Genomic DNA, 15,879 nt, shown 5'->3' with positions numbered 1-15,879 from the left:
GTCTTTAACTCGGTTCGAATGAGTCCAGCCTACGGTTTTTTCTTAAAACAACATTCCAGTTGATTCCAGAAATCCGCTCCCTTTCCGCTGCCTGTCTGCCAAGCCTCCTCGGCACAAGCGCCTGTGGGGTCTCGGCTAGCCAGTGTTTCGGCAGGAGTGTCGCAAATTTCTTCCATCCATTGAGGATTACAGTTATAAAATCATGAAGGATAACCTAGTCTTAAACTCGGTTCGAATGAGTCCAGCCTACGGTTTCTTCTTAAAATATTTATTCCAGTCGATTTCAGAAGTCCGCTCCTTTTTCGCTGACTGTATGGATCATGGAGTATAAACAAGTTTTAAAACAAGGTTGAGGGTGAGACACTTCCGAATCTCCTAGACAAATAGAAAACGACTCATTTCTGAGTCGTTTTTTTAGGTTCGTTTCAATTCAAGTCTCTGGGCTACCAAAGAAAGGCTATAGTTAACTATGAAATACATGAGAGCCACCAGGATCAAAATCGGTATTAAGTACTTTTGACTTTGTCCATATATGATTTGACCATGATGCGTCAGCTCCGGTAAAGAGATGACAACAGCTAAAGAGGTGTCCTTTAATAAAGAAATGAATTGGCTGACAATAGGAGGAACCATGCGGCGCAGCGCTTGGGGCAGAATAATATGTATCAATGCCTGTGTATAGCTCAAACCTGATGAACGGGCAGCTTCCATTTGGCCTTTATCAATGGATTTTAGCCCACTTCGAATGACTTCAGAAAGCATGGCTGACTCGAAAATTGTCAAGGCAACTATGGCTGCTGGAATGATTTCCAGTTTAATCCGTATCTCCGGCAAAGCAAAATACGTAAAAAATATGATTAATAACAGAGGCAAATTACGTACAGTTTCTACAATCAAAGCTAATATTTGTGATAACACCGGCACTTTTGCGTATCGTATTATACCTACAAGACCGCCAATAATGAAACTTAGAATAATGGATATAAAAGCTACCTGGAGCGTTACCCAAAATCCTTCTAATAAAAACTTAAGATTATCTGGTGTATAGGCACCTGCAAAATCCATATCTTATACCTCCCTCAATTACTCTTAGCCAGACGTTTTTCCAAATAACCAACGCCAAAACTTAAAGGAATGGTAAGAATTAAGTAAAACGCTGCCACGAAAATGTACACATCAAACACGACAAATGTCCTTGAAGAAATCAAGTCCCCGTGGTACATAAGATCGAGTCCTGCAACAACGGCCAAAATGGAAGAATTCTTTACTAGATTGATAAATTGGTTTCCTAAAGGAGGAATGACTATTTTAACGGCCTGCGGCAGAATGACGAGCCTCATTGCCTGTCCATAAGTCAGACCTGATGAACGGGCAGCTTCCATTTGACCCTTTGGCACAGAAAGTATGCCTGCTCGAATTGCCTCAGCTATGAAAGATGAAGTGTAAATGGTCAAGGCCAATGTACCGGCGTATAGCCCGCTTAGTTTAAGACCGAGAAAGAAGAAAAAGGTAATGATCAATAACGGGATGTTCCGAATGAACTCAACATAGGCGGTACCCAGCCAGTTTAGTGGCTTTAATGGTGCAATCCGCATGATGGCAATTAGCACACCAAGAATCAAACTCGCTATCAACGCGACCAAACTCGACATGATCGTATTTTTAAAGCCTAATAAATACATATCCAGATTCTCTGTTAAAATGGAGAAATCAAGCACGGCATACACTCCTTTAACTAGTAAGGATGAGCAAAACGCTCATCCTCACAGACAAATGTTCAAATGTTATTTAAGGTCAACTTCCCATATCCATTTGCTGAAATGTTTAATGTTTAATCCATTTATCATGGATTTCATCGTACTTGCCTGAATCTTTAAGAGACTTAAGGGCTTTATTCAACTCTTCAACAAATTCAGCATTTCCTTTTTTCACGGCAATACCATAAGGTTCTTCCGTAAATGTACCGCCAACAAGCTCATAACTCGGATCTTCATCTGCCATTCCATAAAGGATGGAATCATCCGTTGTCAATGCATCCCCTTGTCCGGATTTAAGTGCAGCGAACGCTTCGGAATAGTTTTCAAATTCAAGCACTTGTGCTTCAGGAGCTTTTTCACGGATATTTATGGAAGAAGTAGAGCCTTTGACAGCCAATACCTTTTTCCCTTTTAAACTATCAATACCCTTGATATCGCTGCCCTTTTTGACCAACAAAGATTGTCCGGCGTCGAAATAAACATCTGTGAAGTCTACTTCTTTTTTACGATCTTCCGTGATTGTCATGGTCGCTACAATCGCATCGATATCACCATTATTCAATAAGGCCATCCTGGTTTTAGAAGTCACTTCTTTAAATTCAACTTTAGTCTCATCACCAAGGATTTCTGCTGCAAGAGCTTTAGCAATATCAATATCAAAGCCTTCAACCTCTCCAGTACTAGGATTCTTCAAACCGAATAGTCTTGTATCATTTTTCACCCCAAAAACGATTTTATCCTTTTCCTTCACTTGTGCGAGAACATCCTTTTCTTTGTCTTTGCCTCCACCCTCTTCAGCTTTGTCTGAATCGTTCCCCCCGCCGCATCCAGCTAATAAAATGACAGCCAGTAAGGATAGCAAAGATAATTTTAACCATTTCTTTTTCTTCAACATGTAATTCACCCCTGTTTTTTTAATGATTTAATATACGGCTAAGGAATAAACGAGCCCTCTCTTCACGAGGATTGGCGTAAAACTCAGCCGGTGATGCCTCTTCTAAAACCCTGCCTTCGTCCATGAATACGATTCGATCCGCTACTTCACGGGCAAATCCCATTTCGTGCGTGACCACCACCATCGTCATACCTTCATGGGCAAGTGCTTTCATTACATCCAGTACCTCGCCAATCATTTCTGGATCCAAGGCTGAGGTAGGTTCATCAAATAGCATGATTTCAGGCCCCATTGCCAAACCTCTGGCAATCGCTACCCGTTGCTGCTGTCCACCTGAAAGCTGAGAAGGAAATGAATTCGCTTTATCTCCAATCCCCACTTTGTCCAAATACTTCAGTGCAATCTTTTTCGCTTCCTCTTCGGATTGCCCCAGGACTTTCCTGGGAGCAAGCATGATATTCTCGAGCACTGTTTTATGGGGATATAAGTGAAAATGCTGGAAAACCATACCGATATTCCGACGAAGTTTGTTTATGTCCGTCTTTTTATCCGCTACATTTAGACCATTAATTGAAAGGGAACCTTGCGAAATGGTCTCTAGACGATTAATGCATCGAAGCAGTGTACTTTTTCCTGATCCGGAAGGTCCGATGACCACTACCACTTCCCCTTTTTTGATTGTTAGATTAATTTCTTTCAATACATGGAAATCGCCATAATACTTATTCACTCGGTCAAAAACTATCATAATTAGCCCCCTGCCCAAAACTGAAAATTTATAATAATCAGAATTCTAAAAGCGTAATATATCACTCTTTTAACTCGAAACAAATCTTATGTATAATCCTTTCTTCAAAAATTATTTCCCAATATTTCATAATTCATTGTGAAAAGTCCATTTTTATTGTTATTTTAAACTAGTAATTCAAATAATATATTCAATATTCACATTTTTTATTATATATAATATTTCTTAAAATTACCATATAAACTTTAAATTGTTAAAAACGATATCATATTTCATGATATTATTGCTATATTTCATAAAACTGGTAAATTCAAACTGATATCCTACAAAAAAAATCCCTCTTTTTGTAAAAAAATCTTTTATTTCCCGAAAACTGAATATGCTTTTAATAATACAAAAAGACAGCATTTGCTGTCTTTTCGTATTACTCCTTTATCGCATCTTCAAATGGTGCTGAATACAAACCCCTTGGCGCCAGCATATCGGTATCTGATTCATGAATTTCCCCATTGTGGGTATATGGACCTACTGGAAAAAAGTCAAACAAATCACTTTCCTTATGTATGATCAAGAAATAATCGTATAAATCATCCATAAGTTCCTGATGCTCATCTATTTTCATGATTTCACCACATTCATCAATTTCAAAGTTTTCATTAATCGCATCTTGAAGTTCCTCATTATTTGAATACGCGATATAAAAATCGACATCTCCGCACTCCATGCATAGCAAGAGTTTTTCTTCCAGTGCTTCTTCAAAGGTTTTCAGGACGATTTCCTTTAGTATGGCATCAATCTTTCCAGGATTAATCAATTTAATTTCAGTCTGGAACACAAAACCCCTCCAATCAAATACTGGCATTAAAATACCAAACACCAGTTTAATAAGCTACAATTTAATATTAAAATGAAATTGTTGAAATATTTCATCAACACCTAAATTAATGGCATAAGTTCATAAACCGCGATGGGTACCTAGCCCAAGATTTGGTCATAAAGGGCAATGCCGATAATTTGGCTGGATCACGACCTCCGATTAGTGTTTATAATAAGTTTGCCCACATAATTAGAATCATAATCTTCTATAATACAAAGAAAAAGATGATGGGAAGCGTAATCAGGCTTAATGATGTACTGATGAATGTAGCACTTGAAACGAATTCAGGCTCCGTGTTGAATTGGAGCGCATACATCGTAGTGTTGGCCGCTGTTGGCATGGCAGCTACGATGATCATGATATGCCTGACCATTTCACCCACTGGCAAGGCGAGTGATAACAGGAAGGCAATTGCTGGTGAAACGGCAAGTTTAAGAAGAAGTGAAACTGATAGCTTTCGATAAGCAATTTTTTTCAGGGAAATGTTGGCCAGCTGCATTCCCAGTGTAATCATGATTGTTGGGATAGCTGCGTTTGCAACAAGATTAATAGCTTCCATAACCGAATTGCTTAAAGGTATGTTCACGAACTGAAATACTGTTCCTGCAATAGCTCCATAAACAATTGGCATTCGACAAACCGCTTTAATTGCTGTTTGAACTCCGTTTCCTTCAGGACTGCCCTTTGCTGCGAAATAAATGCCGATCGTGCACATCACTAACTGCTGTCCCACCATAAGGATGATTGCATAATCGAGTCCTGCGGCTCCGAATAACAGGAAAATGACGGGTGTACCGTAATTCCCGTTATTCATGAATGCCGATGCCAATATCATGCCGCTTGTTTCAGTGACTGTATAATTGCGAAAAAAAGATATAATGTAGACTACCAGTATGAGAGAAAGGCAAAGTACTATCGTGAATAAGAACAGGTAAAAATAATTAATCGTAAATTCTGCGGAATAAAAAGTCCGGAACACGAGAAAAGGTGACATTAAATATAATGCCATCGTGGAAATCGATTTTGTATCAAGATTAAACTTTTTCTGACCGATGAAACCTAAAACAAATATACCGAATATCGGTAATAGAACTCCCAAAAAACCCATGCATATCACCTTCATAATTCTAATGATTTTCTTCTAACAATATCAGTTTTATAATTATTTGTAAAAATTCTTTTAAATTCTTTTGATTACACTCATAAACCCCAACATAATTTGATTTTTCTTTATTTTCAGAAAACAATATTCAATTTCCCTAGACATATGATATATTGTTTATTATATTTACGTTAAAAAACGTAACATTAACACTTTTGGGTTATTAATATTATGAAGGGGTGTTTTTTTAGTGGATGTAAAATTCATGGAAATGGCCGTTCGACTTGCAAATGAAAATGTACTGGCTAAGAACGGAGGTCCTTTTGGTGCTATTATCGTAAAAGATGGCAAAGTCGTAGGCAGAGGATGTAATAATGTGACAACGGCCAACGATCCTACAGCGCACGCCGAAGTACAGGCGATTCGTGATGCATGCAGGAATCTCGACAGCTTCCAGCTTACAGATTGTGAAATTTACACTAGCTGCGAACCATGCCCCATGTGCATCGGTGCTATTTATTGGGCACGTCCAAAAGCCATTTATTACGCATGCACTAAAGAAGACGCTGCAGTTATTGGCTTTGATGATCACTTTATCTACCAAGAACTTGCCCTGCCAATGGAAAACCGCAAGATTAAAATGAAACAATTGTCTTTTAATGACCACGATTTACCATTCCGAACATGGGAAACCAATACGGAAAAAGTGAAATATTAACCGGTTATATATGGCCAAAGGGGTTATGAATATGAAAAAAAACTTGCTTAAAAGGAGAATTGACGTTGCAACAGGAAGAACACCTGCAGATTGCGTCATTAAGAACGGGCAAATCATAGATGTTTTCAATGGCGATATCTATACAGGCGACATTGCGATCGCCGATGGTTACTTTGCTGGAATTGGGCGTTATGAGGGTACTTCGGAAATCGATGCTGCAGGAAAATTCGTATGCCCTTCCTTCATTGATGGCCATGTTCATATAGAATCATCGATGGTCAGGCCTTATGAACTTGCAAAAATCCTCCTTTTACATGGTGTGACCTGCATCGTTGCGGATCCTCATGAAATTGCCAATGTTTCTGGCAAAAAGGGCATGGAATATATGATTGAACAATCCGATCAACTTCCTTTTGATTTTTACTTCATGATGCCCTCTTGTGTACCTGCTACGGAGTTTGAACATTCTGGTGCAGTCTTAAGAAGTGAAGATTTAATTTCCTTTTATCAAAACCCAAGAGTGCTTGGTTTAGCCGAAATAATGAATTTTCCCGCCGTTTCACATACAGATGAAGATATGCTGCAAAAAATATACGATGCAAACAGACTGGGCAAAAGCATCGATGGCCATGCAGCTGGATTATCCGAACAACAGCTCGATGTTTATCTAAGTGCAGGCATTAAAACAGATCATGAATGCACTACAGCGGAAGAGGCAAAAGAAAGACTGCGTAAAGGAATGTATCTTATGATCAGGGAAGGCACCGTCGCCAAAGATTTAATTAACCTGATTCCAGTTATTAATGAGAAGAACTCCCGCCGTTGTTTATTCGTCACCGATGACCGGCACCTAGATGATATAGTTTCTGAAGGAAGTATCGATCACAACGTTCGACTTTCCATAGAAACAGGTGTCCCGCCAATTACCGCCATTCAAATGGCGACCATTAATGCAGCGGAATGCTTTGGATTAAAGGAACATGGTGCAATTGCACCTGGATACAAGGCAGACTTCCTACTACTGGATGATCTTGATTCAGTCATCCTCCATTCGGTCTTCAAAGATGGAAAGCTTATGGTACAAAATAATCGATTGCTTAACTATCCAGCTGATGAGAAACAGGTTATTACCGACGGGTTGAAGCACTCTGTTCAATTTCATGAAATAACCGGAGATGATTTCGCGATACCTATTAAAAATGAGTTCGCTAATATTATTGAGATAACTCCAAACAGCTTGATTACAAAGCATTCGATTGAACCGGTCACACTTAATCATGATGGTCTATTATTTCAGTTCTCCGAACATGTTGATCATCTAAAACTTGCTGTTATTGAACGGCATCATATGACCAAACAAGTGGGCCTGGGAATCGTCAAAGGGCTCGGGTTGAAATCAGGAGCCATTGCCACGACAGTAGCCCATGATTCACATAATTTGATCATTGCCGGAACGAATGACCAGGATATGCTTCTGGCAGCTAAGGAAATCAAAAAAATGCAGGGTGGATTGACTGTAATCCAAAATGGAAAAATACTAGCCTCCCTTCCCCTTCCAATAGCTGGTTTGATGAGTGAATGCAATTATATGGATGTGGTCCATTCATTGAAGCACATCGATGAAGCCTTATTGAAACTCGGTTCTAACAGGCATTTCAACCCTTTTCTTACACTTGCCTTCTTGGCGCTACCTGTCATCCCTGAAATCAAACTGACGGATCAGGGTTTATTTTCCGTTTCTGAGTTTAGGCATATCCCCCTCGAAGCCTCAAAGCCAGTCGATTTAAATTAACCCGATAGTCGGGTTTTTTTTTTCATCTAAAAAAATTTAAAAAGAAAAAGGTTCCGACTCAACATAAAACGGGAAAAGGATATATGGGCATCATCTATGTTAAAATAATAATAAACACAAATCTTTCTTGGAGGAGATAAATATGGCAAAACATGATCAACAGAACTTCATTGGATACATAGGCACTTACACAAAAGGAAACAGCGAAGGCATTTACCGATTTACTTTAGATACAGCAGAAGGAAAGCTCAGCACACCGGTTCTTGCAGCAGAATTGACCGATCCGACTTATGTCGCCATCAGCCAGGACAAAAAGAATCTCTTCGCCATTTTAAAAGAAGCTGGCAGCGGTGGAGTTTCATCCTATTCGATTAGTGAAGATTCAGGTGAGCTTACCTTCTTAGGCAAACAACTGACACCAAATGGCTCTTCCTGCCATATAAGTGTCGACAGCAAGAAACAGGTTTTGGTCACTTCCAGTTATGGAGAAGGCGTGATTGAATCATATCCGCTTCATGACGATGCGACACCTTTGCCTGTATCATCAACTGTTCAACATGAAGGGCATGGACCGAATCAAGAACGTCAGGAAAAAGCACACACTCACTTCGCTGGTTTCACGCCGGATGAAAGGTTCATTGCTGTTGTCGACCTCGGAATAGATAAAGTAATAACCTATAAAATACATAATGGGGTTTTGGAAGAAGTAAACAGCTTATCTGTTGCTCCCGGCAGCGGACCACGGCATCTGACCTTCCACCCAAACGGTAAATTTGCTTATGTCATGGCAGAACTTGTACCAGAAGTGATTGTTTTGAGCTTCGATAGTCAAACCGGTAGTTTTTCTGAATTGCAAACGGTACGGACCGTCCCGGAAGATTTCAAGGAAAATAACCAAGGAAGCGCCATTCATATTTCTGATGACGGGCGATTCATATATGCCGCAAACCGCGGACATGATAGTATTGCCGTTTACGAAATCAATCAAGAAACAGGCAAACTGGCATTCGTGCAGCTGGTTTCCACCGAAGGACATTGGCCGCGTGATTTTTCATTGGACCCTAGCGGAAAATTTCTGATCGCTTCTAATGAACAATCAGGAAACTTGACACTATATGCCCGGAATGAGCATGACGGAAAATTAACATTATTGCAAAAGGATGTTCAAGTTCCCTTCCCTGTTTGCGTTAAATTCTTATAATTCATAATAAAAGAGGATTGAAGCTTTAACTGCAGCTTCAATCCTCTTTTTTATGCCCTACTTTAATTCCAATTCTCTGCCATTTCGGGAAAATCTATATATGGGTTACGATTACCCTGCATTTCATGTATAGCGAGGTTTCTATGTTTTTCATAAGTGCTGACGGGAAAAAGCCGATGCCATTCCAAAAGCAGTGCCAGGTCGATTTTGCCGCTATCGATGATTCCCTCATATCTGAGTAAAAAATACAAAGTTGCCCTCGCCACGATCCCTTTTCCGTATTCGGGCTCGAATTTACTTTCGTCTGATTTCCCGCAACCCGCTTTTATACCGGCAGCCGATCTTTCAGGGATATAATCCTCAAAATCATGGTATGGATAGTTACTCCGGCTGCTATTACACGTTGGTTCACAGGCGAACAGATGATGCAAATCCCCCCTCATCGGTTCTTTTTTATCGAACCATGATTGAGGTACTACATGTTCACAATTAACGAGAATATTCTCCGAATTTGTTGATTCAATACCTCTTGACAACACTTCCAGTATACGGATATCTTCCTCAATCACTTGTGCAGGATCCATCCCTTTACCGGAATACAGACTTTTCAGCTGGCCATTTTCCTGTAAGTCCACCCATGGGTAAACATGACGATGCGGTGAGTAGTTCAGCTGGTTTTTATGGGTTGCCACAAGTAGGTCCTTCAATCCTTCCCGGTCCAAGGAACCATCTTTGTAGTATGCCAGCTTAAGTTCCTGATCTTTGGTTTCATCATAGTATTCGCGGTTTTCATTGAAGTTGACTAGTGCAGCCATTGCCATTTCCCGTTCTTTTTCAAGTACTTCAAAACTATACTTCATCCACTCATCCCCCCGCTTCTATTAAAAACCTAACTTTTACCATAATAAAAGCTTAATAGAAATAGACCGAAAAAAAAAGGTGCTTTAGAAGTGTCTAACGAAGAATTTCAATAAAATGGGTAAGGATTTTCGCTGTCATTCCCCAGATTACCCGACCATTATATAAGTAAAAATACTCTTCCATCTGTTTTGGCTGCCGTTTATAATTCTCCCCGCCAACGACTAAATCATGGGGGAAGTTTGCATGCGGTTCCACTTTATATTCCACATGATAAATTTCTGGCGGTTTTTCCATGAAAAAGGAAAGCGGGACCGTAAAAATGGTTTCTACCTCAGCTGGATTAGGTATTATCCGTTGATGGTTACGAACAAATCCTGCATAAGGATAGACAATCATCCCGAATGGAGATACCAAATAATCGATTGGAAAGACGTTTTCGATATCTTCTTTTCGCAAATTAAGTTCCTCATATGTTTCCCTTAGGGCAGCAGCCTGTTCATCATGATCCAGCTTGTCTATTTTCCCACCCGGAAAACATATATCCCCCGGCTGCCTCCTCAGTTTGTGTGAACGCTCTTCGAAAAGAACATGAATTCCATCTTCTTTCTCTATTAGCGGTACCAATACAGCATACTTTGAAAAATTCCCACTCCCTAAAATTTCAGGGATATGTAATGTTAATTTTTTTGTTATATCTTCATTATTCATGTCCCTCACCTCTTCTGCCGGATAATATAGATATTCTATCACTACTCCTTATCATTCCATTTTCGAACATCCGCTTTAACTAAGCAAGGAAAACGATTCCAAAATATCGCCTATAATTTCTATTAGATTCCTTTACCTCTTATTCTTCCTTGATCATAGACAAAAGCACCGTTCAAAGTTCCGAACGGCGCTAAAACTGACGTATCAGCCTCATTTAAAAAGCAAGTTATGTGTATCAACAGGCACATACATGAAATCGTTGAATATTCTGTTTTTTCATTTTATTTTTATAGTTCAGCTAACGTTCGCTTTACCGTCGCTATGATGAATGCAAAATCCTCTTCAGTTATACTAAGCGGGGGAGCAAGAGTCAGGATATTATTGAAACCTGCTACTGTATCGCCATTTTTCCCTATGATCAGCCCCTTTTCTTTGCATGAAGCAATGACTTTATTGATTTTGGAAAGTTCGATCGGCTGTTTGGTCAGTTTATCTTCCACTAGTTCAATGCCTACCAACAAACCTTTCCCGCGTACATCCCCAACATTGGGATGAGATTTGATTTCTTCAAACTCTTGCAGAAAGCGTAGCCCTAACTCCTTGGACCGTTCTATTAGTTTTTCAATTTCATATATTTCAATATTCTTCAAAGCGACGGCACAGGCAGCAGGATTGCCGCCAAATGTATTTACATGCCGAAAGCGGTCATAAACGTCTGAGCCAATATACGCTTCATAAATTTCACGTTTGACGGCAGTAGCTGATAATGGCAAATAAGCGCTCGTGATTCCTTTAGCCATTGTTACGATGTCTGGTTTTACATCATAGTTCATAAATCCGAATTTCTTACCAGTACGGCCGAACCCGCAAATGACCTCATCCGAAATGAGAAGGACACCATTTTTCTCACAAATTTCTTTGACACGTTTCATATATCCATCGGGCGGCATCAAAATTCCGCCCCCGGTGATGATTGGTTCCATGATGACCGCAGCCACCGTTTCGCTCAGCTCCCATGTAATGGTACGTTCAATTTCCGCTGCACTTTTTTCACCGCTTTCATCCTCTGGATTTCGGTAAGAATCTGGCGGTGATACATGAAGAAACCCTGGGGCGAGAGGTTCGTATTTATATTTTCGCTGTGCCTGCCCGGTAGCTGACAGGGCTCCCATTGAATTGCCATGATAGCCGCGATAACGCGAAATGAATTTATAGCGTCCATGTTCACCCTTTTGCTGATGATACTGCCGCGCAATTTTAAAGGCCGCCTCATTGGCTTCTGAACCGCTGTTAGAGAAGAAAATCACATAATCCCCACCAAGCCATTCATTTAATTTCTCCGCTAGCTTAATAGCCGGGATATGGCTATTCGTTAAAGGGGCATATGGAAGTTCCTTCAGCTGCTCGTAAGCTGCTTCAGCCAGTTCCGTGCGGCCATAACCGACGTTGACACACCATAAACCAGACATCCCATCCAGGAAGCGATTCCCATCAACATCCGTAATCCATGCTCCTTGCCCGTTTTTAATCACCATTGCACCAGGGGTGGGTTCAGCCCCTTTCATATGATGCCATACATACTTACCATCCATCGCTTTAAGATCCTGACCCTGTTTTTCAACCTGCATAAGCTACACTCCTCCTAAAATAATGTATAAAGGAAGGCCGACCACAAATTGCGCCGACCCCCTTTTTCCTATCAGTATCTTGCCGTTAACATTTTCTTTCTGGTGTAAAATTCCACGCCGTCTTTCCCATTGGCATGAAGGTCCCCATAAAACGAACTTTTATATCCGGAAAATGGAAAGAATGCCATTGGCGCGGGTACCCCAAGGTTAATGCCAAGCATACCTGCATCAATTTCTTCGCGAAATTCACGGATGGCTTTTGCACTATCCGTATAGAGGCAGGCACCATTGGCAAATTCGGATTGATTGGTCAATTCAATTGCTTCTTCAAGAGTATTAACTCGTACTATGGATAAGACAGGAGCAAAAATTTCATCACTCCATATTTTCATGTTTGTTTTTACATGATCAAATAATGTCGGTCCAACGTAATAGCCTTTTTCCTGATCGCCTTCATTCCTGCCATCACGAAGGAGGACAGCTCCTTCTTTTTCCCCGATTTCAATGTATTGTTCTGTTCTTTTTTTATGAGTATCACGGATTACAGGTCCCAGGAAAACGTCCTTATCCATTCCATTTCCAATCTTGATGTTATCCGCTGCAGCCTTTAATTTCTCAACGAGCGTATCTCCCACTTCTCCCACCGCAACAACCACTGACGCAGCCATGCAGCGCTCGCCTGCAGATCCGAAAGCTGCATTCGTTATGTTCGTTACCGCATTATCCAAATCTGCATCAGGCATGACGATCGAATGATTTTTCGCACCCGATAAAGCCTGGACACGTTTTTTATTGGCAGCGGCCGTTTTGTATACATACTCTGCGACAGGCTGGGATCCCACAAATGATACCGCTTTAATGTCTTCATGTTCCAATATCCCATTCACGACATCGTGGGCACCATGGACAATATTGACAACACCATCCGGAACACCGGCTTCTGTCAATAATTCCACGAGACGGTTGGCCAAAAGCGGTGTCCGTTCTGAAGGTTTTAAGATAAACGTATTTCCACAAGCTATTGCCAGCGGGAACATCCAACATGGCACCATCATCGGGAAATTAAACGGCGTAATCCCGGCAACGACACCCATTGGATAACGATACATGCCAGATTCAATGCCTGGGGAAATATCAGGAAGCTGACTTCCCATCATCAAGGTAGGGGCACCTGCTGCGAACTCCACGCATTCAATCCCGCGCTGAACCTCACCATATGCTTCTGTATAGCTTTTTCCGTTTTCGATAGTGACCAGCTTTGCAAGCTCATCCCAGTGTTCAATCAGTAATTGCTGGTAACGGAATAAGAAGCGAGCTCTTTTTGGAACGGCGACCTTTTTCCATTCTTTATACGCCTTTTTAGCAACCTCCACCGCTTGGTTTACATCTTCCTTAGTTGAAAGGGGTACGATTGCCAATGCTTCTCCTGTTGCCGGGTTAGGCACTTGTTCATGTTTCGAAGTTGTGGAATCAACCCATTTGCCACCGATATAATTTTTCAACGTTTCTACTTCATTGATAACTGTCATTAAATAAACCCTCCATTTCAACACGATTTCATAGTTTCATTATATTTTTCAAAACGACTTTTTACATTAGACGTTTTGTATAGTTTTTGATTCAATATTTGCACATATTGTTTGTTTCTGGCTTTCCCATATCCATCATAATCAACAACAGAAATTCACACTTCGCAAACGATGTATATTTTTCTTATTACTTTCCCTTTAATCAGCTGACTTCGCAGCCATCATTTTATAATGGAATATAGCTTTAGGTCTTGATGCTTCCCCTTGACGAACATTCCTTTTCTTATTATTCCCTCAAAAGACATACCAGCCTTTTGCATGACTCGCTCTGAACCTGAATTTTCAACGAAGCACCTTGCTTGTATTCGAACTAGGTTCATATTTTCGAAGCCAAAGGCGATTATCTTTTGGGCTGCCTCCGTCATCAAGCCACTCCCCCAATATTCTGGTGCAAGCACATACCCTATTTCCGCACTATGATGGTCAACCTGCCATGAAACAAAATCAATGGTACCAATCAACTTACCGCTTTCCTTGTGTTCTATGCCCCATGGAGCGATTTTCTTATCCTCATAATTTTGAAGGATAAATCGGATAAAATCTTTTGTATCACTTAGGGAACGATGGGCTTCCCATGTGACGTAACGGGAAACTTCATTGTTGGATGCATAAGCGAACATGTCTTCGGCATCATTCATGGTGACTTTCCTCATGATCAATCGTTTTGATTCCAGGGCAGGCAGCTGTCCATATATCTCTTTCACGTTCATGATTACACCCCATTCCATTGATTATTAGTATTATAGCAAGATTGGTAAGCAATCGCCTTTCCAATTGAAATATTATCGAAACTTACGTATAATTCAGAAAAAATATCCAGGAGGATAATTATGCCAAAAAGAAAACTCATAATAAGCCAAAATTTGAATGAAATCTTATTACAGAAGATCCAAGAATTGATTCCCGAGTGGACTGTTATCACAGGGAGATCTCCGGAAAAATGGAGAGATCATATTGCCGATGCAGAAGTGATCGCAGGCTGGAAAGCGGAAATGTCTGTATCGATCGCTGCAAGCGATGTTAAATGGATCCAGACATGGAGCGCAGGAGTGAATGCTTTACCCCTGGAAAATTTAGAACAAATGAATGTTCAGATTACAACTGCAAACGGCGTTCATGCGTATCCCATTTCAGAGACTATTTTCGCGTTAATGCTTGCCTTAACAAGAAAAACAGATACATATATTAAGCAACAGCATACAAAGACCTGGCATCACGCACATATGAAGCAGGAAATTCATGAAAAGACCATAGGAATCATCGGTGTCGGGAAAATCGGAAAGGAAACCGCCAAAATTGCCAAGGCTTTTGGCATGACCGTATTAGGGATGCGCCATTCCGGTGAATCAGAAGAATTTGTAGATGAGATGTTCACACAAAAACAATTGATTGATCTTCTTCCTAAGTGTGATTATATTGTCGTGACATTACCTTTGACCCCAGAAACAAGGAATATGTTTGGTAAAAACGAATTCAATTTAATGAAGCGCTCCGCATTTTTCATTAATATAGGAAGGGGAAACCTCGTCATTCAAAACGAATTGATTCAAGCGCTTAAGGACAAAGATATTGCAGGTGCTGGTCTTGATGTGTTTGAAACGGAGCCACTTCCTGAGAATAGCCCTTTATGGGAGTTGAACAACGTAATCATCACGCCGCACACATCCGGAAATACGGAATTTTACGACCAAAGGCTAATTCAGGATATTTTCATCCCAAATTTAAAGGACTATCTAAATGGTAAAACACCTTCAACAAATTTACTTGATTACAAAAAAGGGTATTAAGAATTGTTCATTTTCTGTATACATTAATAATCTTCCCTTGTTAGCTTGCAGATTCCGACATTATCTGTTATATTTAAAAAGAATTATTTTTGTTCGGGAAGATTGATAAGTGAAAAACTTTTCGTCTAATGATTGAGCAAGGGTAGTAACACAATGTGTGGATTCACACTAGGAGGCAACAACAATGGAACAAGGTAAAGTAAAATGGTTTAACGC

At 40.3% G+C, this 15,879-nt stretch carries 15 protein-coding genes; 4 read left to right on the top strand and 11 right to left on the bottom strand.

Annotated features, from left to right (window positions below):
• Positions 1–414: 414 nt before the first annotated feature.
• From ADA55_RS20145 to ADA55_RS20120, 6 genes are all read right to left on the bottom strand, one after another.
• Positions 415–1,065, bottom strand: coding sequence for an amino acid ABC transporter permease (locus ADA55_RS20145; protein ID WP_034307000.1), 651 nt, complete (start codon positions 1,063–1,065; stop codon positions 415–417).
• A gap of 14 nt (positions 1,066–1,079) precedes the next feature.
• Complete coding sequence (locus ADA55_RS20140; RefSeq protein ID WP_048687123.1) at positions 1,080–1,718, bottom strand: amino acid ABC transporter permease; 639 nt, start codon at positions 1,716–1,718, stop codon at positions 1,080–1,082.
• A gap of 106 nt (positions 1,719–1,824) precedes the next feature.
• On the bottom strand, positions 1,825–2,652 hold the full coding sequence (locus tag ADA55_RS20135) for a transporter substrate-binding domain-containing protein (RefSeq protein WP_048687121.1): 828 nt from the start codon (positions 2,650–2,652) through the stop codon (positions 1,825–1,827).
• 19 nt (positions 2,653–2,671) lie between these two features.
• The gene (locus tag ADA55_RS20130) at positions 2,672–3,400 is read right to left on the bottom strand and encodes an amino acid ABC transporter ATP-binding protein (protein ID WP_048687119.1); all 729 of its coding nucleotides are present in this window, start codon (positions 3,398–3,400) and stop codon (positions 2,672–2,674) included.
• Positions 3,401–3,824: 424 nt separating this feature from the next.
• Complete coding sequence (locus ADA55_RS20125; RefSeq protein ID WP_048687117.1) at positions 3,825–4,235, bottom strand: hypothetical protein; 411 nt, start codon at positions 4,233–4,235, stop codon at positions 3,825–3,827.
• Between the two features lie 247 nt (positions 4,236–4,482).
• Positions 4,483–5,385 carry an AEC family transporter gene (locus tag ADA55_RS20120; protein WP_034307016.1) on the bottom strand — a complete coding sequence of 301 codons (903 nt, stop codon included), beginning with the start codon at positions 5,383–5,385 and terminating at the stop codon, positions 4,483–4,485.
• Positions 5,386–5,644: 259 nt separating this feature from the next.
• Here ADA55_RS20120 and ADA55_RS20115 point away from each other — a divergent pair, with 259 nt between their 5' ends.
• The 3 genes from ADA55_RS20115 (at position 5,645) to ADA55_RS20105 (ending at position 9,090) form a co-directional block, all read left to right on the top strand.
• Positions 5,645–6,097, top strand: coding sequence for a nucleoside deaminase (locus ADA55_RS20115; RefSeq protein WP_048687127.1), 453 nt, complete (start codon positions 5,645–5,647; stop codon positions 6,095–6,097).
• Positions 6,098–6,122: 25 nt separating this feature from the next.
• Complete coding sequence (gene ade, locus ADA55_RS20110; protein WP_048687114.1) at positions 6,123–7,889, top strand: adenine deaminase; 1,767 nt, start codon at positions 6,123–6,125, stop codon at positions 7,887–7,889.
• A 142-nt stretch (positions 7,890–8,031) separates the two neighbouring features.
• Positions 8,032–9,090: a lactonase family protein gene (locus ADA55_RS20105; protein ID WP_048687113.1), complete on the top strand. Its 1,059-nt coding sequence runs from the start codon at positions 8,032–8,034 to the stop codon at positions 9,088–9,090.
• A 62-nt stretch (positions 9,091–9,152) separates the two neighbouring features.
• Here the strand turns inward: ADA55_RS20105 and ADA55_RS20100 are convergent, their stop codons facing one another.
• The 5 genes from ADA55_RS20100 to ADA55_RS20080 form a co-directional block, all read right to left on the bottom strand.
• Positions 9,153–9,950 (bottom strand): endonuclease I family protein, encoded by a 798-nt coding sequence (locus tag ADA55_RS20100; RefSeq protein ID WP_048687112.1) that lies wholly within the window; start codon positions 9,948–9,950, stop codon positions 9,153–9,155.
• 94 nt (positions 9,951–10,044) lie between these two features.
• A complete protein-coding gene (locus ADA55_RS20095; protein WP_048687110.1) occupies positions 10,045–10,659 on the bottom strand; it encodes an NUDIX hydrolase in 615 nt (204 codons plus the stop codon).
• A gap of 287 nt (positions 10,660–10,946) precedes the next feature.
• Entirely contained in the window at positions 10,947–12,287 is a 1,341-nt protein-coding gene (locus ADA55_RS20090) for an aspartate aminotransferase family protein (RefSeq protein ID WP_048687109.1), read from the bottom strand.
• A 71-nt stretch (positions 12,288–12,358) separates the two neighbouring features.
• Complete coding sequence (locus ADA55_RS20085; protein WP_048687107.1) at positions 12,359–13,816, bottom strand: CoA-acylating methylmalonate-semialdehyde dehydrogenase; 1,458 nt, start codon at positions 13,814–13,816, stop codon at positions 12,359–12,361.
• 221 nt (positions 13,817–14,037) lie between these two features.
• On the bottom strand, positions 14,038–14,586 hold the full coding sequence (locus ADA55_RS20080; RefSeq protein WP_048687106.1) for a GNAT family N-acetyltransferase: 549 nt from the start codon (positions 14,584–14,586) through the stop codon (positions 14,038–14,040).
• Positions 14,587–14,706: 120 nt separating this feature from the next.
• Between ADA55_RS20080 and ADA55_RS20075 the strand changes: the two genes are divergently transcribed.
• On the top strand, positions 14,707–15,663 hold the full coding sequence (locus ADA55_RS20075; protein WP_048687104.1) for a D-2-hydroxyacid dehydrogenase: 957 nt from the start codon (positions 14,707–14,709) through the stop codon (positions 15,661–15,663).
• Positions 15,664–15,879: the final 216 nt, after the last annotated feature.

This window comes from Bacillus sp. 220_BSPC, assembly GCF_001054655.1.
GTDB classification, from domain to species: domain Bacteria; phylum Bacillota; class Bacilli; order Bacillales; family DSM-1321; genus Peribacillus; species Peribacillus frigoritolerans.
This window is presented reverse-complemented; position numbering and strand designations above follow the sequence as displayed.

Coding starts and splice junctions, on each gene's coding strand:
- ADA55_RS20105 (WP_048687113.1), top strand. CDS start 8,032: ATGGCAAAACATGATCAACAGAACTTCATTGGATACATAGGCACTTAC.
- ade (WP_048687114.1), top strand. CDS start 6,123: ATGAATATGAAAAAAAACTTGCTTAAAAGGAGAATTGACGTTGCAACA.
- ADA55_RS20085 (WP_048687107.1), bottom strand. CDS start 13,816: ATGACAGTTATCAATGAAGTAGAAACGTTGAAAAATTATATCGGTGGC.
- ADA55_RS20135 (WP_048687121.1), bottom strand. CDS start 2,652: ATGTTGAAGAAAAAGAAATGGTTAAAATTATCTTTGCTATCCTTACTG.
- ADA55_RS20090 (WP_048687109.1), bottom strand. CDS start 12,287: ATGCAGGTTGAAAAACAGGGTCAGGATCTTAAAGCGATGGATGGTAAG.
- ADA55_RS20095 (WP_048687110.1), bottom strand. CDS start 10,659: ATGAATAATGAAGATATAACAAAAAAATTAACATTACATATCCCTGAA.
- ADA55_RS20145 (WP_034307000.1), bottom strand. CDS start 1,065: ATGGATTTTGCAGGTGCCTATACACCAGATAATCTTAAGTTTTTATTA.
- ADA55_RS20115 (WP_048687127.1), top strand. CDS start 5,645: ATGGAAATGGCCGTTCGACTTGCAAATGAAAATGTACTGGCTAAGAAC.
- ADA55_RS20120 (WP_034307016.1), bottom strand. CDS start 5,385: ATGGGTTTTTTGGGAGTTCTATTACCGATATTCGGTATATTTGTTTTA.
- ADA55_RS20075 (WP_048687104.1), top strand. CDS start 14,707: ATGCCAAAAAGAAAACTCATAATAAGCCAAAATTTGAATGAAATCTTA.
- ADA55_RS20130 (WP_048687119.1), bottom strand. CDS start 3,400: ATGATAGTTTTTGACCGAGTGAATAAGTATTATGGCGATTTCCATGTA.
- ADA55_RS20080 (WP_048687106.1), bottom strand. CDS start 14,586: ATGAACGTGAAAGAGATATATGGACAGCTGCCTGCCCTGGAATCAAAA.
- ADA55_RS20100 (WP_048687112.1), bottom strand. CDS start 9,950: ATGAAGTATAGTTTTGAAGTACTTGAAAAAGAACGGGAAATGGCAATG.